This is a genomic window from Klebsiella sp. PL-2018 (assembly GCF_019048985.1).
GTDB classification, from domain to species: domain Bacteria; phylum Pseudomonadota; class Gammaproteobacteria; order Enterobacterales; family Enterobacteriaceae; genus Klebsiella; species Klebsiella michiganensis.
In genome coordinates this window covers 4,358,695-4,376,514 of sequence record NZ_CP077673.1, presented here as the reverse complement: position 1 = coordinate 4,376,514, position 17,820 = coordinate 4,358,695, and the positions used below count along the sequence as shown (strand labels likewise).

The window sequence follows — 17,820 nt, the reverse complement described above, 5'->3', positions numbered from 1 at the left end:
AGACTGTCGCCTCCATTCGGGAGGGAATCATGGTCTTACACTCCACGCGCTGGCTGGCGCTAAGTTACTTCACCTATTTTTTTAGCTACGGTATCTTCCTGCCTTTCTGGAGCGTCTGGCTTTCCGGACTTGGCCTGACGCCGGAAACCATCGGCATGCTGCTCGGCGCCGGGCTGGTGTCGCGCTTTCTTGGCAGCCTGCTGATTGCGCCGCGGGTCAGCGACCCGTCCCGTCTTATCTCTTCTCTGCGCATTCTGGCGCTGCTGACGCTGCTCTTTGCGCTCGCATTTTGGATCGGCCACCAGGTTGCCTGGCTGATGGTGATTATCGTCGGCTTTAACCTCTTTTTCTCGCCGCTGGTGCCGCTGACCGACGCGCTGGCGAATACCTGGCAAAAGCAGATCACCATGGACTACGGGCGCGTGCGCCTGTGGGGGTCGATAGCTTTCGTCATTGGCTCGGCGCTGACCGGGAAGCTGGTCAGCCTGTATGACTACCGGATGATACTGGTGATGCTCAGCGTCGGTATTGCCTCCATGCTGCTCGGCATGCTGCTGAAGCCGTCGGTGCAGCCGCAGGGCGAATCCCGCCAGCAGGAAGCGGCCGGCCTGGCGGCCTGGCTTACGCTGGTGAGGCAAAGCTGGCGCTTCCTCGCCTGCGTCTGTTTGCTGCAGGGCGCGCACGCCGCCTACTACGGATTTAGCGCTATCTACTGGCAGGAAGCGGGGTATTCCGCCTCCGCCGTGGGCTACCTGTGGTCGCTTGGCGTCGTGGCGGAAGTGGTGATTTTCGCGCTGAGCAAAAAAGTCTTCCGCCGCTTTAGCGCCCGCGATCTGCTGCTGCTGTCCGCGGTGTGCGGGCTAATTCGCTGGACGTTGATGGGCTGGACGACGGCGCTACCCTGGCTTATCGTCGCGCAGATCCTCCACTGCGGCACCTTTACGGTGTGCCATCTGGCGGCGATGCGCTACATTGCGGCGCGTCAGGGCAGCGAAGTGATCCGCCTGCAGGCGGTCTACTCCGCCGTCGCGATGGGCGGCAGCATTGCGGTGATGACGGTCTTTGCCGGTTTCCTCTACCAGCATCTGCACCAGGGCGTTTTCTGGGTGATGGCGCTGGTGGCCTTACCGGCGCTGGTGGTGCGGCCAAAAGCGGTGGCTTAGGCCTCCAGCATTTTGCAAATCTGCTGCTGCTGATGATCGCTGAACGTCTCTTCGGCGTGAAACAGCGGCGGCGAAAACAGCGGCAGCGCCGTGGCATAGGGAGTGACGATCAGCGTCACTTCCTTCGGCGCGCCCTCTTTCTGAAAGGTGCTCACGCTCAAATACTTTATATTGAGCGGCAGCAGGGTTAACTCGCGCAGCTGCTGCTCCAGCGACTGCTCAAGGTCCGGGTTATCATCGGTCAGCAGAACCACCTGTTTCTCCTGCAGATCGCTTTTTTGCATCAGCCAGGCGCCGAAGATCACCGCGATTAAACTGACTTCCTCCTGGCTAAAGCGTACCTGCCAGCTGGCTTCGAACTCCGCCAGCGCAGCCTGCGTTGTGCGCATCAAACGGGGATAAAGACGGCCAATCTCCTCCGGCAGCGCGTTATCGATACCGATAGCGAAAACGCTGCGGTGTAGCGCCTGCGAAAGGTGAATATAGAGCTGATCGCTCAGCCCCTGTTCATCGCTAAACGGACGGCCCGCCAGGTTCTGAAAGCGGTGAATCAGCCCGGAAATGGCCAGATGCAGACGGCGATCGTGCTGATGACCATCGCGGATAGGATCGGGGGTTTTCAACAGCATAAACAGCAGGGCCAGAAACAGCTGTTCTCCGGCATGGGGCGTTGCCGCAACCCGCCGCTGCCAGTGGCGGACAATCTCCTCGGCGAGGGAAAACTCGGCGGCGGCTTGCGCCCAGCGCTGCTGCTCGTGGGTGAAAGTGGGGCTCTGTCCAAGGTGGTGCTGCAGCAAACAATACTGTAAATAAAGACGCAGAAAATGCACGTCGCGGCAGTCAAACTGCCGGTTCAGGGCGCGCGAGCAGCGGTTGACCAATGCCTGAAGATTGGTGTCGTCATACAGCGTGCGTGCGATACCCTGCTGTTTAAGCTGCGTTTTCAATGCCGGGGTAAAATGGTGGCTGACAAAATGCGGGCACAGGCGCAGCCCGCGGCGCAGGCCGTGCAGCAGGCATAAGCGTTGATCGAGCGCGGCGCCTTCCATCCGATAGCTGCCGTCCGCTTGTGAAGCAAGGGTCAAGCGGTGATAACGCTGAATCTCGCGTCCCGTCTCCGCAATGTCCTGCCGGGCGGTATCCTCATCAACCTGGGTGAGGTTACCCAGCCATTCGGGCGTCACGGACTGCCCGGGCAGATAAAACATCAGGAGCACCTGGCTACGGCGCTGTGGACTGGAAAGCACAGATGGTGGTTCAATCACTGTCATCATCCGGTTAGTTCCAGTTAGGGTTTTCGTTAAGAGTAGTTAATGTATTGAGGGTGAACAGGGCATTTCCGGGTCTTTACATCAGGACTGCTGGCGGGGTTCACAGAATTTTTCACGCGAGGAACAGATGAAGAGAGTGAAACAATGCGTCAGCGTAGCGTTTTTCATGTTTTTATCGCTATCTGCGGCGGCGCATCCGCACAGTTTCATCAGTTTGCAAACGGAGGCCGTGGCGGAAAATGGGCTGCTCACCGGCTTTAAAATGCGCTGGACGATGGATGAAATCACCTCCGCCGATCTGCTCTATGATGCGGGCAACGCTAAACCCGGTAGCGAAATCTGGAAAAAGCTGGCGGCGGAAGTGATGGCGAACGTGCTGGGCCAGCACTATTTCAGCGAGCTATGGCACAACGGCCAGCGGGTGAAGTTTGATAATCGGCCCGCTGGTTATGGCCTTGAACGCAGCGGTCATCAGGCGGTGCTCACCTTTACCCTGCCGCTGGCGAAGCCGCAGCCTCTGGCCGGGCAAACCTTCACCTTTTCCACCTACGACCCGACCTATTATGTTGATATGTATTACGACAAAGACGCAGACTTCACACTACCGACGGCGATGAAGACAAGCTGCACGGCAAAAGTGATGACGCCGAAGCCTAACGAAAAAATGTTGTCCTACGCGCAGTCGCTGGATAAGGCGGATGCGCCGCCGGAGGATATGGAACTGGGGAATTACTTCGCGCAAAAGGTGACGCTGCAATGTCAGTGATTTTTGCTCAAACCGGCCGTTCGCCGCGCTGGCGTCAGCTGTGGCCGCTGGCGCTGTTTCTGCTGCTGGCAGCCGGAGCTGGCTTCTGGCTATGGCGGGCCTGGCCGCAGGTGCTGCTGCAAAGCGCGGTCTGGCAGCGCGCGCTGAATGTCGAACTGAGTCGGCTTCTGCAGGCGGTTGCGGAGAATCCTGCCGCCGCCGGGCTGTCGCTGCTGGGGTTTAGCTTCGCCTACGGCATCCTGCATGCGCTGGGGCCGGGGCACGGCAAGGTGGTCATAACCACCTGGCTGGCAACCCATCCGTCGAAGCTGAAATCGAGCATCGGCCTGACGCTGGCCGCTTCGTTGCTGCAGGGGCTGGTGGCTATCGTCTTAGTGGTGGTGGTACTGACGCTGCTGCGGCTGCCGGCAAGACAGCTGCATCTGAGCAGCTTCTGGCTGGAAAAGGGAAGCTATCTGCTGGTCGGCGCGCTGGGCCTTTTGCTGTGCTGGCGGGCGCTGAAAAAGCTGCGGATGCTGCTGCGCCGGCCGACATTCACCGCCTTCACCGCGCATCACGTTCATCACGCCAGCTGCGGCTGCGGCTGCGGACACCAGCATCTGCCGGCGCCGGAACAGCTGCAAAGCGGCGATGACTGGCGGGCGCGGCTGGCTATCGTGCTGTCAATGGGGATGCGGCCCTGCTCCGGAGCCATTATGGTGCTGTTATTCAGCAAGGTTATCGGCGTATTTGGCTGGGGCATGGCGGCCGCGATGGCGATGGCGGCGGGAACCTCGCTGACGATTAGCGCGCTGGCGCTGCTGGTTCATGGTTTCCGCCAGCTGGCGGTCAGGCTGAGCGCGAATCGGGCGCCGGCGCTGTGGAAGCAGATCGGTTGGGCAACGCTGGCGCTGGCCGGCGGCGTGATTTTACTGGCGGCGGCCATCGTGATGTGGAGTAGCGCGATGCCATCGGGCGGCGGCCTGCGGCCGTTTTAATGCGATAAAAAAAGGAAGCCGCGGCTTCCTTTTTGCTTTTCATTCAGTGAGATATTAACGCTTCAGCGCTTCACTCAGATGCTCGCGCATATTGGCCAGCATCGCTTTAACGACGCGCGGGTTACCTGCAACGATGTTGCCGGTCAGCAGGTAGTTATGGCCGCCGGTAAAGTCGCAGACGATAGCGCCTGCTTCACGGGCGATCAGCTCGCCTGCCGCGAAATCCCACGGTTTCAGCGCGATTTCAAAGTAGCCGTCAACCCGGCCAGCGGCAACGTAGGCCAGATCCAGGGCAGCGGAACCGGTGCGGCGGAAATCCGCGCATTCGGTGAACATGTTGCCGAGGATGTTCATGTAAGAGGTCGCGTGCTGTTTTGCTTTGAACGGGAAGCCGGTGGCGATGATCGTGCCATCCAGGTCGCGAGCGCTGCTGCCGCGCAGGCGGTAGCCGTTCAGCTGCGCGCCCTGACCGCGGGTCGCGGTGAACAGTTCGTTACGCATCGGATCGTAAACCACGGCCACTTCAGTACGGCCTTTAATGCGTACGGCGATGGAGACGGAGAAGTGCGGCAGACGTTTGACGAAGTTGGTGGTGCCATCCAGTGGATCGATAACCCATTGAACATCCTGATCTTCACCAGCGTGCTCACCGCTTTCTTCGGTGATGATGGTGTGCTGCGGGTAAGATTTGCGAATGGTTTCGATAATCATCGCCTCGGCGGCTTTATCGACGTTGGTCACAAAATCATTGCTGCCTTTCTGGCTGGTTTCTACGGAGTCAGGGGTTTCGTAGTGCTTGGCAATTAAATTACCCGCCTTGCGCGCTGCGCGCACGGCGATGTTCAGCATCGGATGCATCGGTATCTCTCACTGGATGTTAAAGAACGGGAAAAAACGGCGCATATAGTAACAGTGAAATCTCCTTATGTCTTCGTTTTATGATAGCATGCACGAATAATCTTTAGCCGAAGAACCATAATGCTGCAAAATATTCGAATCGTACTGGTAGAAACCTCACACACCGGCAATATGGGCTCCGTCGCCCGCGCAATGAAAACCATGGGGTTAACCAACCTGTGGCTGGTCAATCCTCTGGTCAAACCCGATTCTCAGGCCATCGCTCTGGCGGCGGGGGCCAGCGACGTCATTGGCAATGCACACATCGTTGATACCCTTGATGAAGCGCTGGCGGGCTGTAGCCTCGTCGTGGGGACCAGCGCGCGCTCCCGTACGCTGCCGTGGCCGATGCTCGACCCGCGTGAATGCGGCCTGAAAAGCGTTGCCGAAGCGCAGCATGCGCCGATCGCGCTGGTCTTTGGCCGCGAACGCGTCGGCCTGACTAACGAAGAGCTGCAGAAGTGTCACTACCATGTGGCAATCGCTGCCAACCCGGAATACAGCTCGCTGAACCTGGCGATGGCGGTGCAGGTTATCTCCTATGAAGTGCGTATGGCCTGGCTGGCGGCGCAGGAGCAAAATGAACCTGTCGTCGAGCATGAAGAAACCCCGTATCCGCTGGTGGATGATTTAGAGCGTTTCTACGGTCATCTGGAGCAGACGCTGCTGGCAACCGGGTTTATCCGCGCCAGCCACCCGGGCCAGGTGATGAACAAGCTGCGCCGTTTGTTTACCCGCGCCCGCCCGGAAAGCCAGGAGCTGAACATCCTGCGCGGCATGCTGGCGTCAATTGAGCAGCAGCAGAAAAATAAAGAGTCATAGTGCACGCCGTTGCCCGGCGGCGCGGTACTGCGGGCTCCCTCTCTCCTTGTGGGAGAGGGCCGGGGCGAGGGCACCAGGCCGCGCTGAAGTGAAACGGCACGGAAAGCCAAATACCTGACTAAAACAGTCAAGTAAATAGTTGACCAATTTACTCGGGAATGTCAGACTTGCCCTTGCTATGCAATACCCATATTAATAAAAAGCCCGGGCAGGGGCGAGTTTGAGGTTAAGTAAGACATGAGACTGACATCTAAAGGGCGTTATGCCGTGACCGCGATGCTTGACGTTGCGCTCAACTCTGAATCGGGTCCGGTTCCGTTGGCTGATATTTCAGAGCGTCAGGGAATTTCGCTTTCCTATCTGGAACAGCTGTTCTCTCGCCTGCGCAAAAATGGCCTGGTTTCCAGCGTACGTGGTCCAGGCGGCGGTTATCTGTTAGGTAAAGAAGCGGGTAGCATCGCGGTTGGCGAAGTTATCAGCGCAGTGGACGAATCCGTTGACGCCACCCGTTGTCAGGGTAAAGGCGGCTGCCAGGGCGGCGATAAGTGTCTGACTCACGCGCTGTGGCGCGATCTGAGCGAGCGACTGACCGGTTTTCTGAATAACATCACGCTGGGCGAACTGGTGAATAACCAGGAAATCCTTGATGTCTCCGGCCGTCAGCACAACCATGAATCCCAGCGTAGCACCCGCGCTCAGGACGCCATCGACGTCAAACTGCGCGCGTAGTTCTCGTTCAGTTTCATCTTGCAGCTATCGGCTGCAAGATGAAACGAGCTGAGTAAAAAAGATAAAAAAGATTTTCGAATCAGGCCAGGATGTTCCGACATCCTGTGTACTCGGTCGTACATCCAGCCGGTTGCCTGATTCCTTGCATTGAAGCGATGTACGGAGTTTATAGAGCAATGAAATTACCGATCTATCTCGATTACTCCGCAACCACGCCGGTGGACCCGCGTGTTGCCGAGAAAATGATGCAGTTCCTGACCCTGGACGGGACCTTTGGTAACCCGGCCTCGCGTTCACACCGTTTTGGCTGGCAGGCTGAAGAGGCGGTAGATATCGCCCGTAATCAGATTGCCGAGCTGGTCGGCGCTGACCCGCGCGAAATCGTTTTTACTTCCGGCGCGACGGAATCCGACAACCTGGCGATTAAAGGTGCAGCCAACTTTTATCAGAAAAAAGGCAAGCACATCATCACCAGCAAAACCGAACATAAAGCCGTGCTGGACACCTGCCGTCAGCTGGAGCGCGAAGGGTTTGAAGTGACCTACCTCGCCCCGCAGCGTAACGGCATTATCGATTTAAAAGAGCTGGAAGCCGCGATGCGTGATGACACCATCCTTGTTTCCATTATGCACGTGAATAACGAAATCGGCGTGGTGCAGGATATCGCTACCATCGGCGAGATGTGCCGCGCCCGCGGTATCATTTACCACGTTGACGCGACCCAGAGCGTGGGCAAACTGCCTATCGACCTGAGCCAGCTGAAAGTTGATCTGATGTCCTTCTCCGGCCACAAAATCTATGGCCCGAAAGGCATCGGCGCGCTGTACGTGCGTCGTAAACCGCGTATTCGTATCGAAGCGCAGATGCACGGCGGCGGTCACGAGCGCGGCATGCGCTCCGGGACGCTGCCTGTCCACCAGATCGTCGGTATGGGTGAAGCTTACCGTATCGCGAAAGAAGAGATGGAAAGTGAAATGGCCCGCCTGCGCGGCCTGCGTAACCGTCTGTGGGACGGCGTAAAAGATATGGAAGAGGTCTACCTGAACGGCGATCTCGAGCAGGGCGCGCCGAACATTCTCAACGTCAGCTTTAACTACGTTGAAGGCGAGTCGCTGATTATGGCGCTGAAAGACCTGGCGGTCTCCTCCGGTTCCGCCTGTACTTCCGCAAGCCTCGAGCCGTCCTACGTGCTGCGCGCGCTGGGGATGACCGACGAGCTGGCGCATAGCTCTATTCGTTTCTCTTTAGGTCGTTTTACTACCGAAGAAGAGATTGACTACACCATCAATCTGGTTCGCAACTCCATTGGTCGTCTGCGCGAACTTTCTCCGCTGTGGGAAATGTTCAAGCAGGGCGTGGATCTGAACAGCATTGAATGGTCACATCACTAATTCGGCACCAATAAGGAGAATTCATCATGGCTTACAGCGAAAAAGTTATCGATCATTACGAGAATCCGCGCAACGTCGGCTCTTTCGACAATAGCGACGAAAACGTCGGCAGCGGCATGGTTGGCGCACCGGCGTGCGGCGACGTGATGAAGTTGCAGATTAAAGTCAACAATGAAGGTATCATTGAAGACGCGCGTTTCAAGACCTACGGCTGCGGTTCCGCTATTGCTTCCAGCTCCCTGGTGACCGAGTGGGTGAAAGGGAAATCGCTGGACGAAGCTCAGGCGATCAAAAACACCGATATCGCAGACGAGCTTGAGCTGCCGCCGGTGAAAATTCACTGCTCTATTCTGGCGGAAGACGCGATTAAAGCCGCGATTGCGGATTACAAAAGCAAACGTGAAGCAAAATAATTAAGAGTTGAGGTTTGTTATGTCGATTACTTTAAGCGACAGTGCAGCAGCGCGAGTCAACACCTTTCTGGCCAACCGCGGTAAAGGGTTTGGTCTGCGCCTGGGAGTCAGAACTTCCGGCTGCTCGGGTATGGCTTATGTACTGGAGTTTGTTGACGAGCCGGCGGCAGAAGACACCGTGTTTGAAGACAAAGGCGTGAAGGTCGTGATCGACGGCAAAAGTTTGCAGTTCCTCGACGGTACGCAGCTGGACTTCGTCAAAGAAGGTCTTAACGAAGGGTTTAAGTTCACCAACCCGAACGTGAAAGACGAGTGCGGCTGCGGCGAAAGCTTTAACGTATAATCGCAATGTAATCTAAACCCCACTGCGGACGTCCGTAAGTGGGGTTTGCTTTATCTCGTTAACCCTGAGGTTGCTATGGACTATTTTACCCTCTTCGGGTTACCGGCCAGCTATACCCTTTCGTTAGAACCCCTGGCTGCCCGGTACCAGGAGCTACAGCGCCAGTATCATCCCGATAAGTTCGCCAGCGGCAGCGCGGCCGAACAGCTCGCCGCGGTGCAGCAGTCCGCCACCATTAATCAGGCGTGGCAAACCCTTCGTCATCCGCTGACCCGCGCCGAATATCTCCTTTCACTTCACGGTTTCGATCTCGCCAGCGAGCAGCATACCGTGCGCGATACCGCGTTCCTGATGGAACAGCTGGAACTGCGCGAAGAGCTCGATGAGATAGGCAAGGCGAAAGATGAAGCGCGGCTGGAAAGCTTTATCAAGCGGGTCAAAGCGCAATTTGATACCCGGCATCAGCTGATGGTTGAACAACTGAATAACGAGACGTGGGAGGCGGCGGCGGATACCGTGCGCAAGCTGCGTTTTCTCGATAAACTGCGAAGCAGTGCGGAACAACTCGAAGAAAAACTGCTCGATTTTTAATTTTCGGAAGCAATTATGGCCTTATTACAAATTAGTGAGCCCGGACTGAGCGCCGCGCCGCACCAGCGACGTCTGGCGGCGGGTATCGACCTGGGCACCACCAATTCACTGGTGGCTACCGTGCGTAGCGGCCAGGCCGAAACTCTGCCCGACCATCAGGGGCGCTATTTGCTGCCGTCGGTGGTGAACTATCAGGCTTCGGGTTTGACGGTGGGCTATGACGCGCGACAAAACGCCGCTCTGGATCCGGTCAACACCATCAGCTCCGTCAAACGCATGATGGGCCGCTCTCTGGCCGATATCGAGGCCCGCTACCCACATCTGCCTTATCAGCTGCAGGCCAGCGAAAACGGCCTGCCGATGATTCAGACTACGGGAGGTTTGCTCAATCCGATCCGCGTATCTGCCGACATTCTAAAAGCGCTGGCCGAACGCGCCACCGAGGCGCTGGCGGGCGAGCTCGACGGCGTGGTGATTACCGTGCCGGCCTACTTCGATGATGCTCAGCGGCAGGGAACCAAAGACGCGGCGCGTCTGGCGGGCCTGCACGTGCTGCGTCTGCTGAACGAGCCGACCGCGGCGGCGATAGCCTACGGCCTGGACTCCGGTCAGGAAGGGGTCATCGCGGTTTACGATCTCGGCGGCGGTACTTTTGATATCTCCGTGCTGCGCTTGAGCCGCGGCGTGTTTGAAGTCCTGGCCACCGGCGGCGATTCCGCGCTCGGCGGCGACGATTTCGATCATCTGCTGGCCGATTATCTGCGCGAGCAGGCTGGCCTGAACGATCGCAGCGATAACCGCCTGCAGCGCGAGCTGCTTGACGCGGCGATCGCGGCGAAAATCGCCCTCAGCGATGCCGAGACGGCGCAGGTGAACGTCGGCGGTTGGCAGGGGGAGGTGACCCGTAGCCAGTTTAATGCCCTGATCGCGCCGCTGGTCAAACGCACCTTGCTGGCCTGCCGTCGCGCGTTGAAAGACGCCGGCGTTGAGGCGCAAGAGGTGCTGGAAGTGGTGATGGTGGGCGGCTCGACCCGCGTGCCGCTGGTGCGCGAACGCGTCGGCGAATTCTTTGGCCGTACGCCGCTGACCTCTATCGACCCGGATAAAGTTGTCGCCATCGGCGCGGCGATTCAGGCGGATATCCTGGTGGGCAATAAGCCGGACAGCGAGCTGCTGCTGCTTGATGTCATTCCGCTCTCTCTGGGGCTGGAAACCATGGGTGGCCTGGTGGAAAAGGTTATCCCGCGTAACACCACCATTCCGGTGGCGCGCGCGCAGGAGTTCACTACCTTCAAAGATGGTCAGACGGCGATGTCTATCCACGTTATGCAGGGCGAGCGCGAGCTGGTGCAGGACTGCCGCTCCCTGGCGCGCTTTGCGCTGCGCGGCATTCCGGCATTACCGGCGGGCGGGGCGCATATTCGCGTGACCTTCCAGGTGGATGCCGATGGCCTGCTGAGCGTGACGGCGATGGAGAAATCGACCGGCGTTGAGGCCTCTATCCAGGTGAAACCGTCCTACGGTCTGACCGATGGCGAGATCGCCAGCATGATTAAAGATTCGATGAGCTACGCCGAACAGGATGTCCAGGCGCGTATGCTGGCCGAGCAAAAAGTTGAAGCCGCGCGCGTACTGGAAAGTCTGGTCAGCGCGCTGGCCGCCGACGCCGCGCTGTTAAGCGCCGCAGAGCGTCAGGCTATCGATGACGCCGCGGAGCAAGTGCGCGCCGCAGCGGCAGGCGATGATGCCGATGCAATCAAAGAAGCGATTAAAAATATCGACACACAAACCCAGGAATTTGCCGCACGTCGTATGGATCAATCGGTCCGTATTGCGCTGAAAGGCCAATCCGTGGACGAGGTTTAAAATGCCAAAAATTGTTTTTCTGCCCCACCAGGACCTGTGTCCGGATGGCGTAGTTGTGGAAGCTGAGACCGGTGAGACCATTCTTGATGCAGCGCTGCGTAGCGGTATTGAGATTGAACACGCCTGCGAAAAATCCTGTGCCTGTACCACCTGCCACTGCATCGTGCGTGAAGGCTTTGACTCGCTGGCGGAAAGTACCGAAGATGAAGACGACATGCTGGATAAGGCCTGGGGGCTTGAGCCCGACAGCCGTCTGAGCTGCCAGGCGCGGGTGACTGACGAAGATTTGGTCATCGAAATTCCGCGTTACACCATCAACCACGCACGCGAGCATTAATATGGGACTGAAATGGACCGATAGTCGTGAAATCGGCGAAGCGCTGTACGACGCTTTCCCGGATCTCGACCCGAAAACCGTTCGCTTCACCGATCTGCATCAGTGGATTTGCGATCTGGAAGAGTTTGATGACGATCCGAACGCATCCAATGAAAAAATTCTTGAGGCGATTCTGCTAGTCTGGTTAGACGAAGCAGAATAATTTTCGCGTCATGATTTACCCGGTGGTTTAAGCCGGATGAATCAACGAGCGAAAGAACTTTACGGGCTGCCATACGGCGGCCCGTTTGCTAAGAAGGATAATGATAATGACCGAAGCTATGAAAATTACGCTTACCGCTCAGCCAGCCGATGCGCGCTGGGGAGAAAAAGCATCTTACAGCATTAATAACGACGGCATCGCCCTGCATCTGAACGGCAAAGACGACCTCGGTTTGATTCAGCGCGCGGCGCGAAAAATTGACGGCATGGGCATCAAACATGTCGCGCTTGACGGCAAGGGCTGGGATACCGATCGCGCATGGGCGTTCTGGGCCGGTTATAAAGGCCCGAAAGGCAGCCGCAAAGTGGAGTGGCCGGCCCTCGACGATGCGCAGAAAAGCGAACTGGATAACCGCCTGACCATTATTGACTGGGTCCGCGACACCATCAACGCCCCGGCGGAAGAGCTGGGGCCGGAACAGCTGGCGCAGCGTGCGGTAGACCTGCTGTGCAGCGTGGCCTGCGATAACGTCTCTTATCGCATCACCAAGGGCGAAGATCTGCGCGAACAGAACTACCTGGGCCTCCACACCGTCGGCCGCGGCTCCGAGCGTCCGCCGGTCCTGCTGGCGCTGGACTATAACCCAACCGGCGACAAAGAAGCCCCGGTGTACGCCTGCCTGGTCGGTAAAGGCATCACCTTTGACTCCGGCGGATACAGCATCAAGCAGAGCGCGTTTATGGACTCGATGAAGTCCGATATGGGCGGCGCGGCGACGGTGGCCGGCGCGCTGGCGTTCGCCATCACGCGCGGCCTGAACAAGCGCGTGAAGCTGTATCTGTGCTGCGCCGATAACCTGATTAGCGGTAACGCCTTCAAACTGGGCGATATTATTCACTATCGCAACGGCAAAACCGTGGAAATCATGAACACCGATGCGGAAGGTCGCCTGGTGCTGGCGGACGGCCTGATCGATGCTTCGGCGCAAAAGCCGGCGCTGATCATCGATGCCGCCACGCTGACCGGCGCGGCGAAAACCGCGCTGGGCAATGATTATCACGCGCTGTTCAGCTTTGATGATGCGCTGGCGAATCGCCTGCTGGCGAGCGCGCAGGCTGAAAACGAAGCTTTCTGGCGCCTGCCGCTGGCTGAGTTCCACCGCGGCCAGCTGCCGTCCAACTTTGCTGAACTGAACAATACCGGCAGCGCGGCCTATCCGGCCGGCGCCAGCACCGCGGCGGGCTTTCTGTCCCACTTCGTGGAGAATTATCATGAAGGCTGGCTGCATATCGACTGCTCGGCGACCTACCGCAAATCTGCGGTTGAGCAGTGGTCGGCGGGCGCGACCGGCCTCGGCGTGCGCACTATTGCTAATTTGCTGACCGCGGAATAACCCTTTCCCCTGACCCTCCCCCTGATGTTTCAGGGGGAGGTCACGTTCGGCTTTCTCCCGCTTCCTTCGTGGAGAGAGCCGGGGTGAGGGGATTTTCGTTGTGGAACTACTATGTCCGAAACTAAAAATGAGCTAGAAACCCTGCTGGAGAAGGCGGCTACCGAGCCAGGCCATCGTCCGGCGTTTTTCCGTACGCTGCTGGAAGCTACCGTGTGGGTACCCGGAGCCGCCGCTCAGGGCGAGCAGGTCGTTGAAGACAGCGTGCTGGATCTGCAGCACTGGGAAAAAGATGATGGCACATCGGTCATTCCTTTTTTCACCTCGCTGGAAGCGCTGCAGCAGGCCGTTGAGGACGAACAGTCTTTTGTGGTGATGCCGGTGCGCACGCTGTTCGCCATGACCCTCGGCGAAACGCTCTATCTCAATGCCAAACTCGCCACCGGCAAAGAGTTTGCGCCGCGTGAGATTAGCCATCTGCTGGGGGAAGAGGGCAGCCCGCTCAGCACCCAGACCGTGCTTGAAGGCGGAGAGTCGCTGCTGCTGTCTGAGGTTGCCGAGCCGCCCGCGCAGATGGTGGACTCGCTGACCGCGCTGTTTAAGACCCTGAAAACGGTGAAGCGCGCGTTTTTATGCTCTATCAAAGACAGCGCCGATGCGCCAGCCAACCTGCTGATTGGCATTGAAGCGGAAGGCGATATTGAGGAGGTTATTCAGGCGACCGGCAGCGTGGCGACCGATACGCTTCCCGGCGACGAGCCGATTGATATCTGTCAGGTGGTGGAGGGGGAAAAGGGGATTAGCCACTTTATGATCGCCCACATCACGCCGTTTTATGAAAAGCGCTGGGGCAGCTTCCTGCGCGACTTTAAGCACAATCGGATTATTTAACTCAACGGGGGCTCAGGCCCCCGTTGTTCTCTTTACGGCCTACTGCGCCGGTTCAATCGGCAAATCCGTCCGCGCGCCCCATTCGCTCCATGAGCCATCGTACAGGCTAACGCCGTTAACGCCGAGGGTGGTGAGCGCCAGCACGACGACCGCCGCCGTTACGCCGGAGCCGCAGCTGGCAATAATCGGCCGTTCAAAATCGACGCCCTGACGCGCGAAGATCTCGTTGAGTTCATCGGTGGTTTTCAGTTCGCCGTTAATCACCAGCTCCGTCCACGGTACGTTTAGCGCGCCGGGAATATGCCCGCTGCGCAGTCCCGGTCGCGGCTCTGCCACCTGGCCATTAAAGCGTCCTGCCGGGCGCGCATCGACGATCTGCGCCGATCCTTCGTGGCTGACCAGCAGCACATCCGTCAGGCGCTTGATCGCCAGCGGATCGACCCGGCCGTCAAAATCACCTTCCGGCAGTTCGGGGAGGCCCTGCTCCAGCGGTAGCCCATCGCGGCGCCAGCCCTCCAGCCCACCGGCGACAATCGACACCTTTTCAACGCCGAACGTGCGCAGCATCCACCAGGCGCGCGGCGCGGAGAAGAGATTGCCTTCATCGTATACCACCAGATGCTTATCGCTGCTGACGCCAAGTTCGCGCATGGCGACGGCAAACGCCTCCGCGCGCGGCATCATGTGCGGCAGCGGGCTGGTGTGGTCAGAGAGGGCTTCGATATCGAAAAAGACGGCGCCGGGAATATGGCCTGCCTGATACTCAGCGTTAAGATCGCGCTCTTCCTGTCCCGGGGGGGCCATCCGCGCGTCGATAATCTGGATTTCAGGGTCATCAATATGCTCTGCCAGCCAGTCGGCAGCGACAAAAAACGAGGTAGACATGAGTGCCTCCGTGTCATCAACAATAGAGTGATTGTTGTTGTTTTTTGCGATATCGACAAGGCATTTTCAAGGAGAGGCGGCGGGAATGTGATATTCCCCCGAGCGGCGTCGGGGGAGAGTTGGCTTAAAACGCGTTTTGCTGCAGGTAGCGCCAGGCGTACTGCGCGTACAGTTCAGCGCCGCTTTTCATCACCTGCTCGTCGATATTAAAGCAGCCGTGATGGTGCGCGTAGTCGCTGCCTTTCTCTTTATTGCCCGAGCCGAGCAGCGCAAAGGCGCCGGGGATATTTTGCATATAAAAACTAAAATCTTCTCCGCCGGTGGTCGGTTTTTCATTGAAAAGGACGCCATCGCCGAATGCGTCGCGGATAACCGACTGCGCCAGCAGCGCGCTGCGCTCTTCGTTGATCACCGGTAGCGTACCGTAGCAGTAGTCAACCTGAGCGGTCGCCCCATATACCGCGGCGGTATGCTCGGCATAGCGGGTAATGGCCGTTTCCAGGCGCTGGCGCGCTTCCAGGCTGAAGCAGCGCACGGTACCGTCAAGAACGGCGTTCTCGGCAATGACGTTAAAGCGCGTGCCGACATCCATTTTGCCGATGGTGACTACCGCGGACTCCAGCGGGGAGGTTTCTCGCGCCACAATAGCCTGCAGATTCATCACGAAAGCGGAAGCGACCACCGCCGCATCGACGCAGGCCTCCGGCATCGAACCGTGGCCGCCGCGGCCGCGGAAGGTCACTTTCAGCAAATCGGCTGAGGCAAAGGAGGAACCGACGTTGCAGGAGATTTTGCCGGACGGCGTGCCGGACCAGATATGCATCCCGAAAACGTTATCCACGTTATCGATAGCCCCCTGCTGAATCATCGCCTTCGCCCCTTCGGCAATCTCTTCCGCAGGCTGAAAGATCAGCCGGACGTTGCCCGCCAGCTGCTCGCGGACGTCATATAACGCACGGGCGGCGGTCAGCAGCATGGCGGTATGGGCGTCATGGCCGCAGGCGTGCATTTTCCCGGGGGTTTGTGATTTATAGTCGAGCGGGTCGTTAAGCTCCACCACCGGTAACGCATCCATATCGGCGCGCAGAGCCACGGTTTTACCCGGCTGGCCGCCGGCGATGTCGGCGATGATTCCGGTGGGATGCGTCCGGCGGTAAGGGATACCGATGGCCTCCAGTCCGGCGGCGACGCGATCCGTGGTGCGCTTCTCCTCCCAGGGAAGTTCCGGATGGGCGTGCAGGTCGCGACGAAAAGCGATCATCGCCTGTTCTTCTCTGGCGATAATCGCGGTGATGTCAGGGTTAATCATCAATGGCTCCATCATTTGCTAAAAATTCAACGTGCTCAGCCGACAGCGGGGGTCAGATAGCCGACCAGAATTCCGGCTAACACCACCGACACCATGGTGACGGAGACGAATCCGCCGACCAGCATCGGGCCCAGCATATGGTGGGTCAGCATCTGGCGCTCTTTTTCATCGTGGGTGAGGGCGTTGATGGCCTCGTTGGTAATAATATAGTCGGCGGGGAAACCGTACAGCGCGGTCAATGAGATGGCGAAAGCCATCGGGCCGCTGACGCCAAGCAGTTTCCCGACCAGCCAGGAGACAACAAACATCCCGATCGCCGCCGTGGCGATTAACACCACCATCGGGAAAAGCAGGCGCAGCAGCATCTCCGGCGTGGCTTTGTTTAAGGTATCAAAGATAAATAGCATCAATGCCATAATGGCGAAGCCAAAGCCGTTCGCCTTATGCAGCATATGTTTTTCAAGAAAGCCTAACGAGGTAAACACCACGCCAAAAAACAGGCACAGCACGAAGGGGCTGATATTCACGATCGGCTTCGCGAGGTCGGCGACAAACCAGGCCAGACAGCCGACCAGCGCCAGCCGCAGGAATTTAAAGTAGTTGCTGTTGTAGCTAACGGGGATTTTACTGAACAGGCGCGGCATTTTCTCCTCGCCAACGGTGAGCATCGCGTGCTCATCGGCGATGTCATCGGGTCGGTGCTCGCCGCTGCGGTAGCGGGCAAGCAGCGTTTTACCTTCGCGCTGCAGCATGATGGCGGTGAGCGGATATCCGGCAAACCCCTGCATCACGTAAATCAAAATGGCAAAAACCGACAGGTCGACCAGGCCGGCGCTGCTCGCGCCCTGCGACATAATCAGCGATGAGACGATACCGCCGACCAGCGGAGGAATGGTGACCAGCGCGGTGTTGCGGTCGAACAGCGCCAGGCTCACCGCAAAGACCGCCGCCGCGATCCCGGCAATGCCGGCGAGGGAGATGACCACGGTCTTCCACTGCTGCGCCAGCTCTTTTAGCGACAGCAGGGTGCCCATATTGGTGATTAACAGATACATCAGCATTATGGCAACCGGCGTGCCGATTCCGGCCCGGCTGATAATATCTGCCGGGAAAAATGTCCAGTACCCGATTAAAAACAGGACCGCACAGACAAATACGGAGGGAATCCAGGCTTTTGTGCGGGTTGAAACAACGTCGCCGATATAAAGAATTAAAATAATAATCGACAGTGCGACCATCTGAGACATAAATAACTTCCATATTATTAATCCCATATATATTTATATGAGATGGGTTGATGTTGTGTTATCTGATAAACGCTGGAACGTACAGTCAATATCATCGCCGGCGTAATAATTTATATTTTAAAGGCAATGATATCCCGAACAATAAATAGAAAGCGCGCGCCTTGTCAATTTATATGGGCAGAGAGAGTGGGATTTCAGAATAAAAAGTATCGATAGCTGAGGATATTAAAAGTTGATATAAGAAAAATCGTAGCGCGGTATATCCGTTAAATTAATCCACTCCAGCTATCCGTGATCCCTACCAATATTGCTTGCTAGCGCGCTATTGGT

19 protein-coding genes are annotated in these 17,820 nt (G+C 57.8%); 14 read left to right on the top strand and 5 right to left on the bottom strand.

Features of this window, described 5'->3' with window-relative positions:
• Positions 1 to 29: 29 nt before the first annotated feature.
• Complete coding sequence (locus MKleb_RS20455) at positions 30 to 1,163, top strand: 3-phenylpropionate MFS transporter (RefSeq protein ID WP_004853228.1); 1,134 nt, start codon at positions 30 to 32, stop codon at positions 1,161 to 1,163.
• Here the strand turns inward: MKleb_RS20455 and csiE are convergent.
• On the bottom strand, positions 1,160 to 2,437 hold the full coding sequence (csiE, locus tag MKleb_RS20450; protein WP_032750899.1) for a stationary phase inducible protein CsiE: 1,278 nt from the start codon (positions 2,435 to 2,437) through the stop codon (positions 1,160 to 1,162). The two genes, MKleb_RS20455 and csiE, sit on opposite strands and share 4 nt — an antisense overlap.
• 124 nt (positions 2,438 to 2,561) lie before the next feature.
• Here csiE and MKleb_RS20445 point away from each other — a divergent pair, with 124 nt between their 5' ends.
• On the top strand, positions 2,562 to 3,200 hold the full coding sequence (locus MKleb_RS20445) for a DUF1007 family protein (RefSeq protein WP_025106593.1): 639 nt from the start codon (positions 2,562 to 2,564) through the stop codon (positions 3,198 to 3,200).
• Positions 3,191 to 4,177, top strand: coding sequence for a nickel/cobalt transporter (locus MKleb_RS20440; protein WP_025106594.1), 987 nt, complete (start codon positions 3,191 to 3,193; stop codon positions 4,175 to 4,177). Before MKleb_RS20445 ends, MKleb_RS20440 begins: the two co-directional genes overlap by 10 nt.
• A 54-nt stretch (positions 4,178 to 4,231) precedes the next feature.
• On the opposite strand, the gene suhB is transcribed toward MKleb_RS20440, so the two are convergent.
• Positions 4,232 to 5,035 carry an inositol-1-monophosphatase gene (gene suhB / locus MKleb_RS20435; protein ID WP_004853221.1) on the bottom strand — a complete coding sequence of 268 codons (804 nt, stop codon included), beginning with the start codon at positions 5,033 to 5,035 and terminating at the stop codon, positions 4,232 to 4,234.
• 120 nt (positions 5,036 to 5,155) lie between these two features.
• On the opposite strand from suhB, the gene trmJ reads away from it, so the two are divergent.
• The 11 genes from trmJ (at position 5,156) to sseB (ending at position 14,049) form a co-directional block, all read left to right on the top strand.
• Positions 5,156 to 5,896: a tRNA (cytosine(32)/uridine(32)-2'-O)-methyltransferase TrmJ gene (gene trmJ, locus MKleb_RS20430; RefSeq protein WP_025106595.1), complete on the top strand. Its 741-nt coding sequence runs from the start codon at positions 5,156 to 5,158 to the stop codon at positions 5,894 to 5,896.
• Between the two features lie 237 nt (positions 5,897 to 6,133).
• Positions 6,134 to 6,625 carry a Fe-S cluster assembly transcriptional regulator IscR gene (gene iscR, locus MKleb_RS20425; RefSeq protein ID WP_004853217.1) on the top strand — a complete coding sequence of 164 codons (492 nt, stop codon included), beginning with the start codon at positions 6,134 to 6,136 and terminating at the stop codon, positions 6,623 to 6,625.
• A 176-nt stretch (positions 6,626 to 6,801) separates the two neighbouring features.
• On the top strand, positions 6,802 to 8,016 hold the full coding sequence (iscS, locus tag MKleb_RS20420) for a cysteine desulfurase (protein WP_004134936.1): 1,215 nt from the start codon (positions 6,802 to 6,804) through the stop codon (positions 8,014 to 8,016).
• A 26-nt stretch (positions 8,017 to 8,042) separates the two neighbouring features.
• On the top strand, positions 8,043 to 8,429 hold the full coding sequence (gene iscU, locus MKleb_RS20415; RefSeq protein ID WP_002913991.1) for a Fe-S cluster assembly scaffold IscU: 387 nt from the start codon (positions 8,043 to 8,045) through the stop codon (positions 8,427 to 8,429).
• 19 nt (positions 8,430 to 8,448) lie between these two features.
• On the top strand, positions 8,449 to 8,772 hold the full coding sequence (gene iscA, locus MKleb_RS20410) for an iron-sulfur cluster assembly protein IscA (RefSeq protein ID WP_004104506.1): 324 nt from the start codon (positions 8,449 to 8,451) through the stop codon (positions 8,770 to 8,772).
• A gap of 75 nt (positions 8,773 to 8,847) precedes the next feature.
• Positions 8,848 to 9,363, top strand: coding sequence for a co-chaperone HscB (gene hscB, locus MKleb_RS20405; protein WP_004104505.1), 516 nt, complete (start codon positions 8,848 to 8,850; stop codon positions 9,361 to 9,363).
• A gap of 15 nt (positions 9,364 to 9,378) precedes the next feature.
• On the top strand, positions 9,379 to 11,229 hold the full coding sequence (gene hscA / locus MKleb_RS20400; RefSeq protein WP_025106596.1) for a Fe-S protein assembly chaperone HscA: 1,851 nt from the start codon (positions 9,379 to 9,381) through the stop codon (positions 11,227 to 11,229).
• Position 11,230: 1 nt separating this feature from the next.
• On the top strand, positions 11,231 to 11,566 hold the full coding sequence (fdx, locus tag MKleb_RS20395) for an ISC system 2Fe-2S type ferredoxin (RefSeq protein WP_004104503.1): 336 nt from the start codon (positions 11,231 to 11,233) through the stop codon (positions 11,564 to 11,566).
• 1 nt (position 11,567) lies between these two features.
• Positions 11,568 to 11,768, top strand: coding sequence for a Fe-S cluster assembly protein IscX (gene iscX / locus MKleb_RS20390; protein ID WP_004104502.1), 201 nt, complete (start codon positions 11,568 to 11,570; stop codon positions 11,766 to 11,768).
• Between the two features lie 106 nt (positions 11,769 to 11,874).
• Complete coding sequence (pepB, locus tag MKleb_RS20385; RefSeq protein ID WP_025106597.1) at positions 11,875 to 13,161, top strand: aminopeptidase PepB; 1,287 nt, start codon at positions 11,875 to 11,877, stop codon at positions 13,159 to 13,161.
• Positions 13,162 to 13,272: 111 nt separating this feature from the next.
• Entirely contained in the window at positions 13,273 to 14,049 is a 777-nt protein-coding gene (sseB, locus tag MKleb_RS20380) for an enhanced serine sensitivity protein SseB (protein WP_025106598.1), read from the top strand.
• Between the two features lie 39 nt (positions 14,050 to 14,088).
• On the opposite strand, the gene sseA is transcribed toward sseB, so the two are convergent.
• From sseA to MKleb_RS20365, 3 genes are all read right to left on the bottom strand, one after another.
• A complete protein-coding gene (gene sseA / locus MKleb_RS20375; RefSeq protein ID WP_014230369.1) occupies positions 14,089 to 14,934 on the bottom strand; it encodes a 3-mercaptopyruvate sulfurtransferase in 846 nt (281 codons plus the stop codon).
• A gap of 124 nt (positions 14,935 to 15,058) precedes the next feature.
• A complete protein-coding gene (locus tag MKleb_RS20370) occupies positions 15,059 to 16,243 on the bottom strand; it encodes a M20 family metallopeptidase (protein ID WP_025106599.1) in 1,185 nt (394 codons plus the stop codon).
• 35 nt (positions 16,244 to 16,278) lie between these two features.
• Positions 16,279 to 17,490 carry a hypothetical protein gene (locus MKleb_RS20365; RefSeq protein WP_025106600.1) on the bottom strand — a complete coding sequence of 404 codons (1,212 nt, stop codon included), beginning with the start codon at positions 17,488 to 17,490 and terminating at the stop codon, positions 16,279 to 16,281.
• Positions 17,491 to 17,820 lie beyond the last annotated feature (330 nt).

Coding starts and splice junctions, on each gene's coding strand:
- MKleb_RS20455 (WP_004853228.1), top strand. CDS start 30: ATGGTCTTACACTCCACGCGCTGGCTGGCGCTAAGTTACTTCACCTAT.
- csiE (WP_032750899.1), bottom strand. CDS start 2,437: ATGATGACAGTGATTGAACCACCATCTGTGCTTTCCAGTCCACAGCGC.
- MKleb_RS20445 (WP_025106593.1), top strand. CDS start 2,562: ATGAAGAGAGTGAAACAATGCGTCAGCGTAGCGTTTTTCATGTTTTTA.
- MKleb_RS20440 (WP_025106594.1), top strand. CDS start 3,191: ATGTCAGTGATTTTTGCTCAAACCGGCCGTTCGCCGCGCTGGCGTCAG.
- suhB (WP_004853221.1), bottom strand. CDS start 5,035: ATGCATCCGATGCTGAACATCGCCGTGCGCGCAGCGCGCAAGGCGGGT.
- trmJ (WP_025106595.1), top strand. CDS start 5,156: ATGCTGCAAAATATTCGAATCGTACTGGTAGAAACCTCACACACCGGC.
- iscR (WP_004853217.1), top strand. CDS start 6,134: ATGAGACTGACATCTAAAGGGCGTTATGCCGTGACCGCGATGCTTGAC.
- iscS (WP_004134936.1), top strand. CDS start 6,802: ATGAAATTACCGATCTATCTCGATTACTCCGCAACCACGCCGGTGGAC.
- iscU (WP_002913991.1), top strand. CDS start 8,043: ATGGCTTACAGCGAAAAAGTTATCGATCATTACGAGAATCCGCGCAAC.
- iscA (WP_004104506.1), top strand. CDS start 8,449: ATGTCGATTACTTTAAGCGACAGTGCAGCAGCGCGAGTCAACACCTTT.
- hscB (WP_004104505.1), top strand. CDS start 8,848: ATGGACTATTTTACCCTCTTCGGGTTACCGGCCAGCTATACCCTTTCG.
- hscA (WP_025106596.1), top strand. CDS start 9,379: ATGGCCTTATTACAAATTAGTGAGCCCGGACTGAGCGCCGCGCCGCAC.
- fdx (WP_004104503.1), top strand. CDS start 11,231: ATGCCAAAAATTGTTTTTCTGCCCCACCAGGACCTGTGTCCGGATGGC.
- iscX (WP_004104502.1), top strand. CDS start 11,568: ATGGGACTGAAATGGACCGATAGTCGTGAAATCGGCGAAGCGCTGTAC.
- pepB (WP_025106597.1), top strand. CDS start 11,875: ATGACCGAAGCTATGAAAATTACGCTTACCGCTCAGCCAGCCGATGCG.
- sseB (WP_025106598.1), top strand. CDS start 13,273: ATGTCCGAAACTAAAAATGAGCTAGAAACCCTGCTGGAGAAGGCGGCT.
- sseA (WP_014230369.1), bottom strand. CDS start 14,934: ATGTCTACCTCGTTTTTTGTCGCTGCCGACTGGCTGGCAGAGCATATT.
- MKleb_RS20370 (WP_025106599.1), bottom strand. CDS start 16,243: ATGATTAACCCTGACATCACCGCGATTATCGCCAGAGAAGAACAGGCG.
- MKleb_RS20365 (WP_025106600.1), bottom strand. CDS start 17,490: ATGTCTCAGATGGTCGCACTGTCGATTATTATTTTAATTCTTTATATC.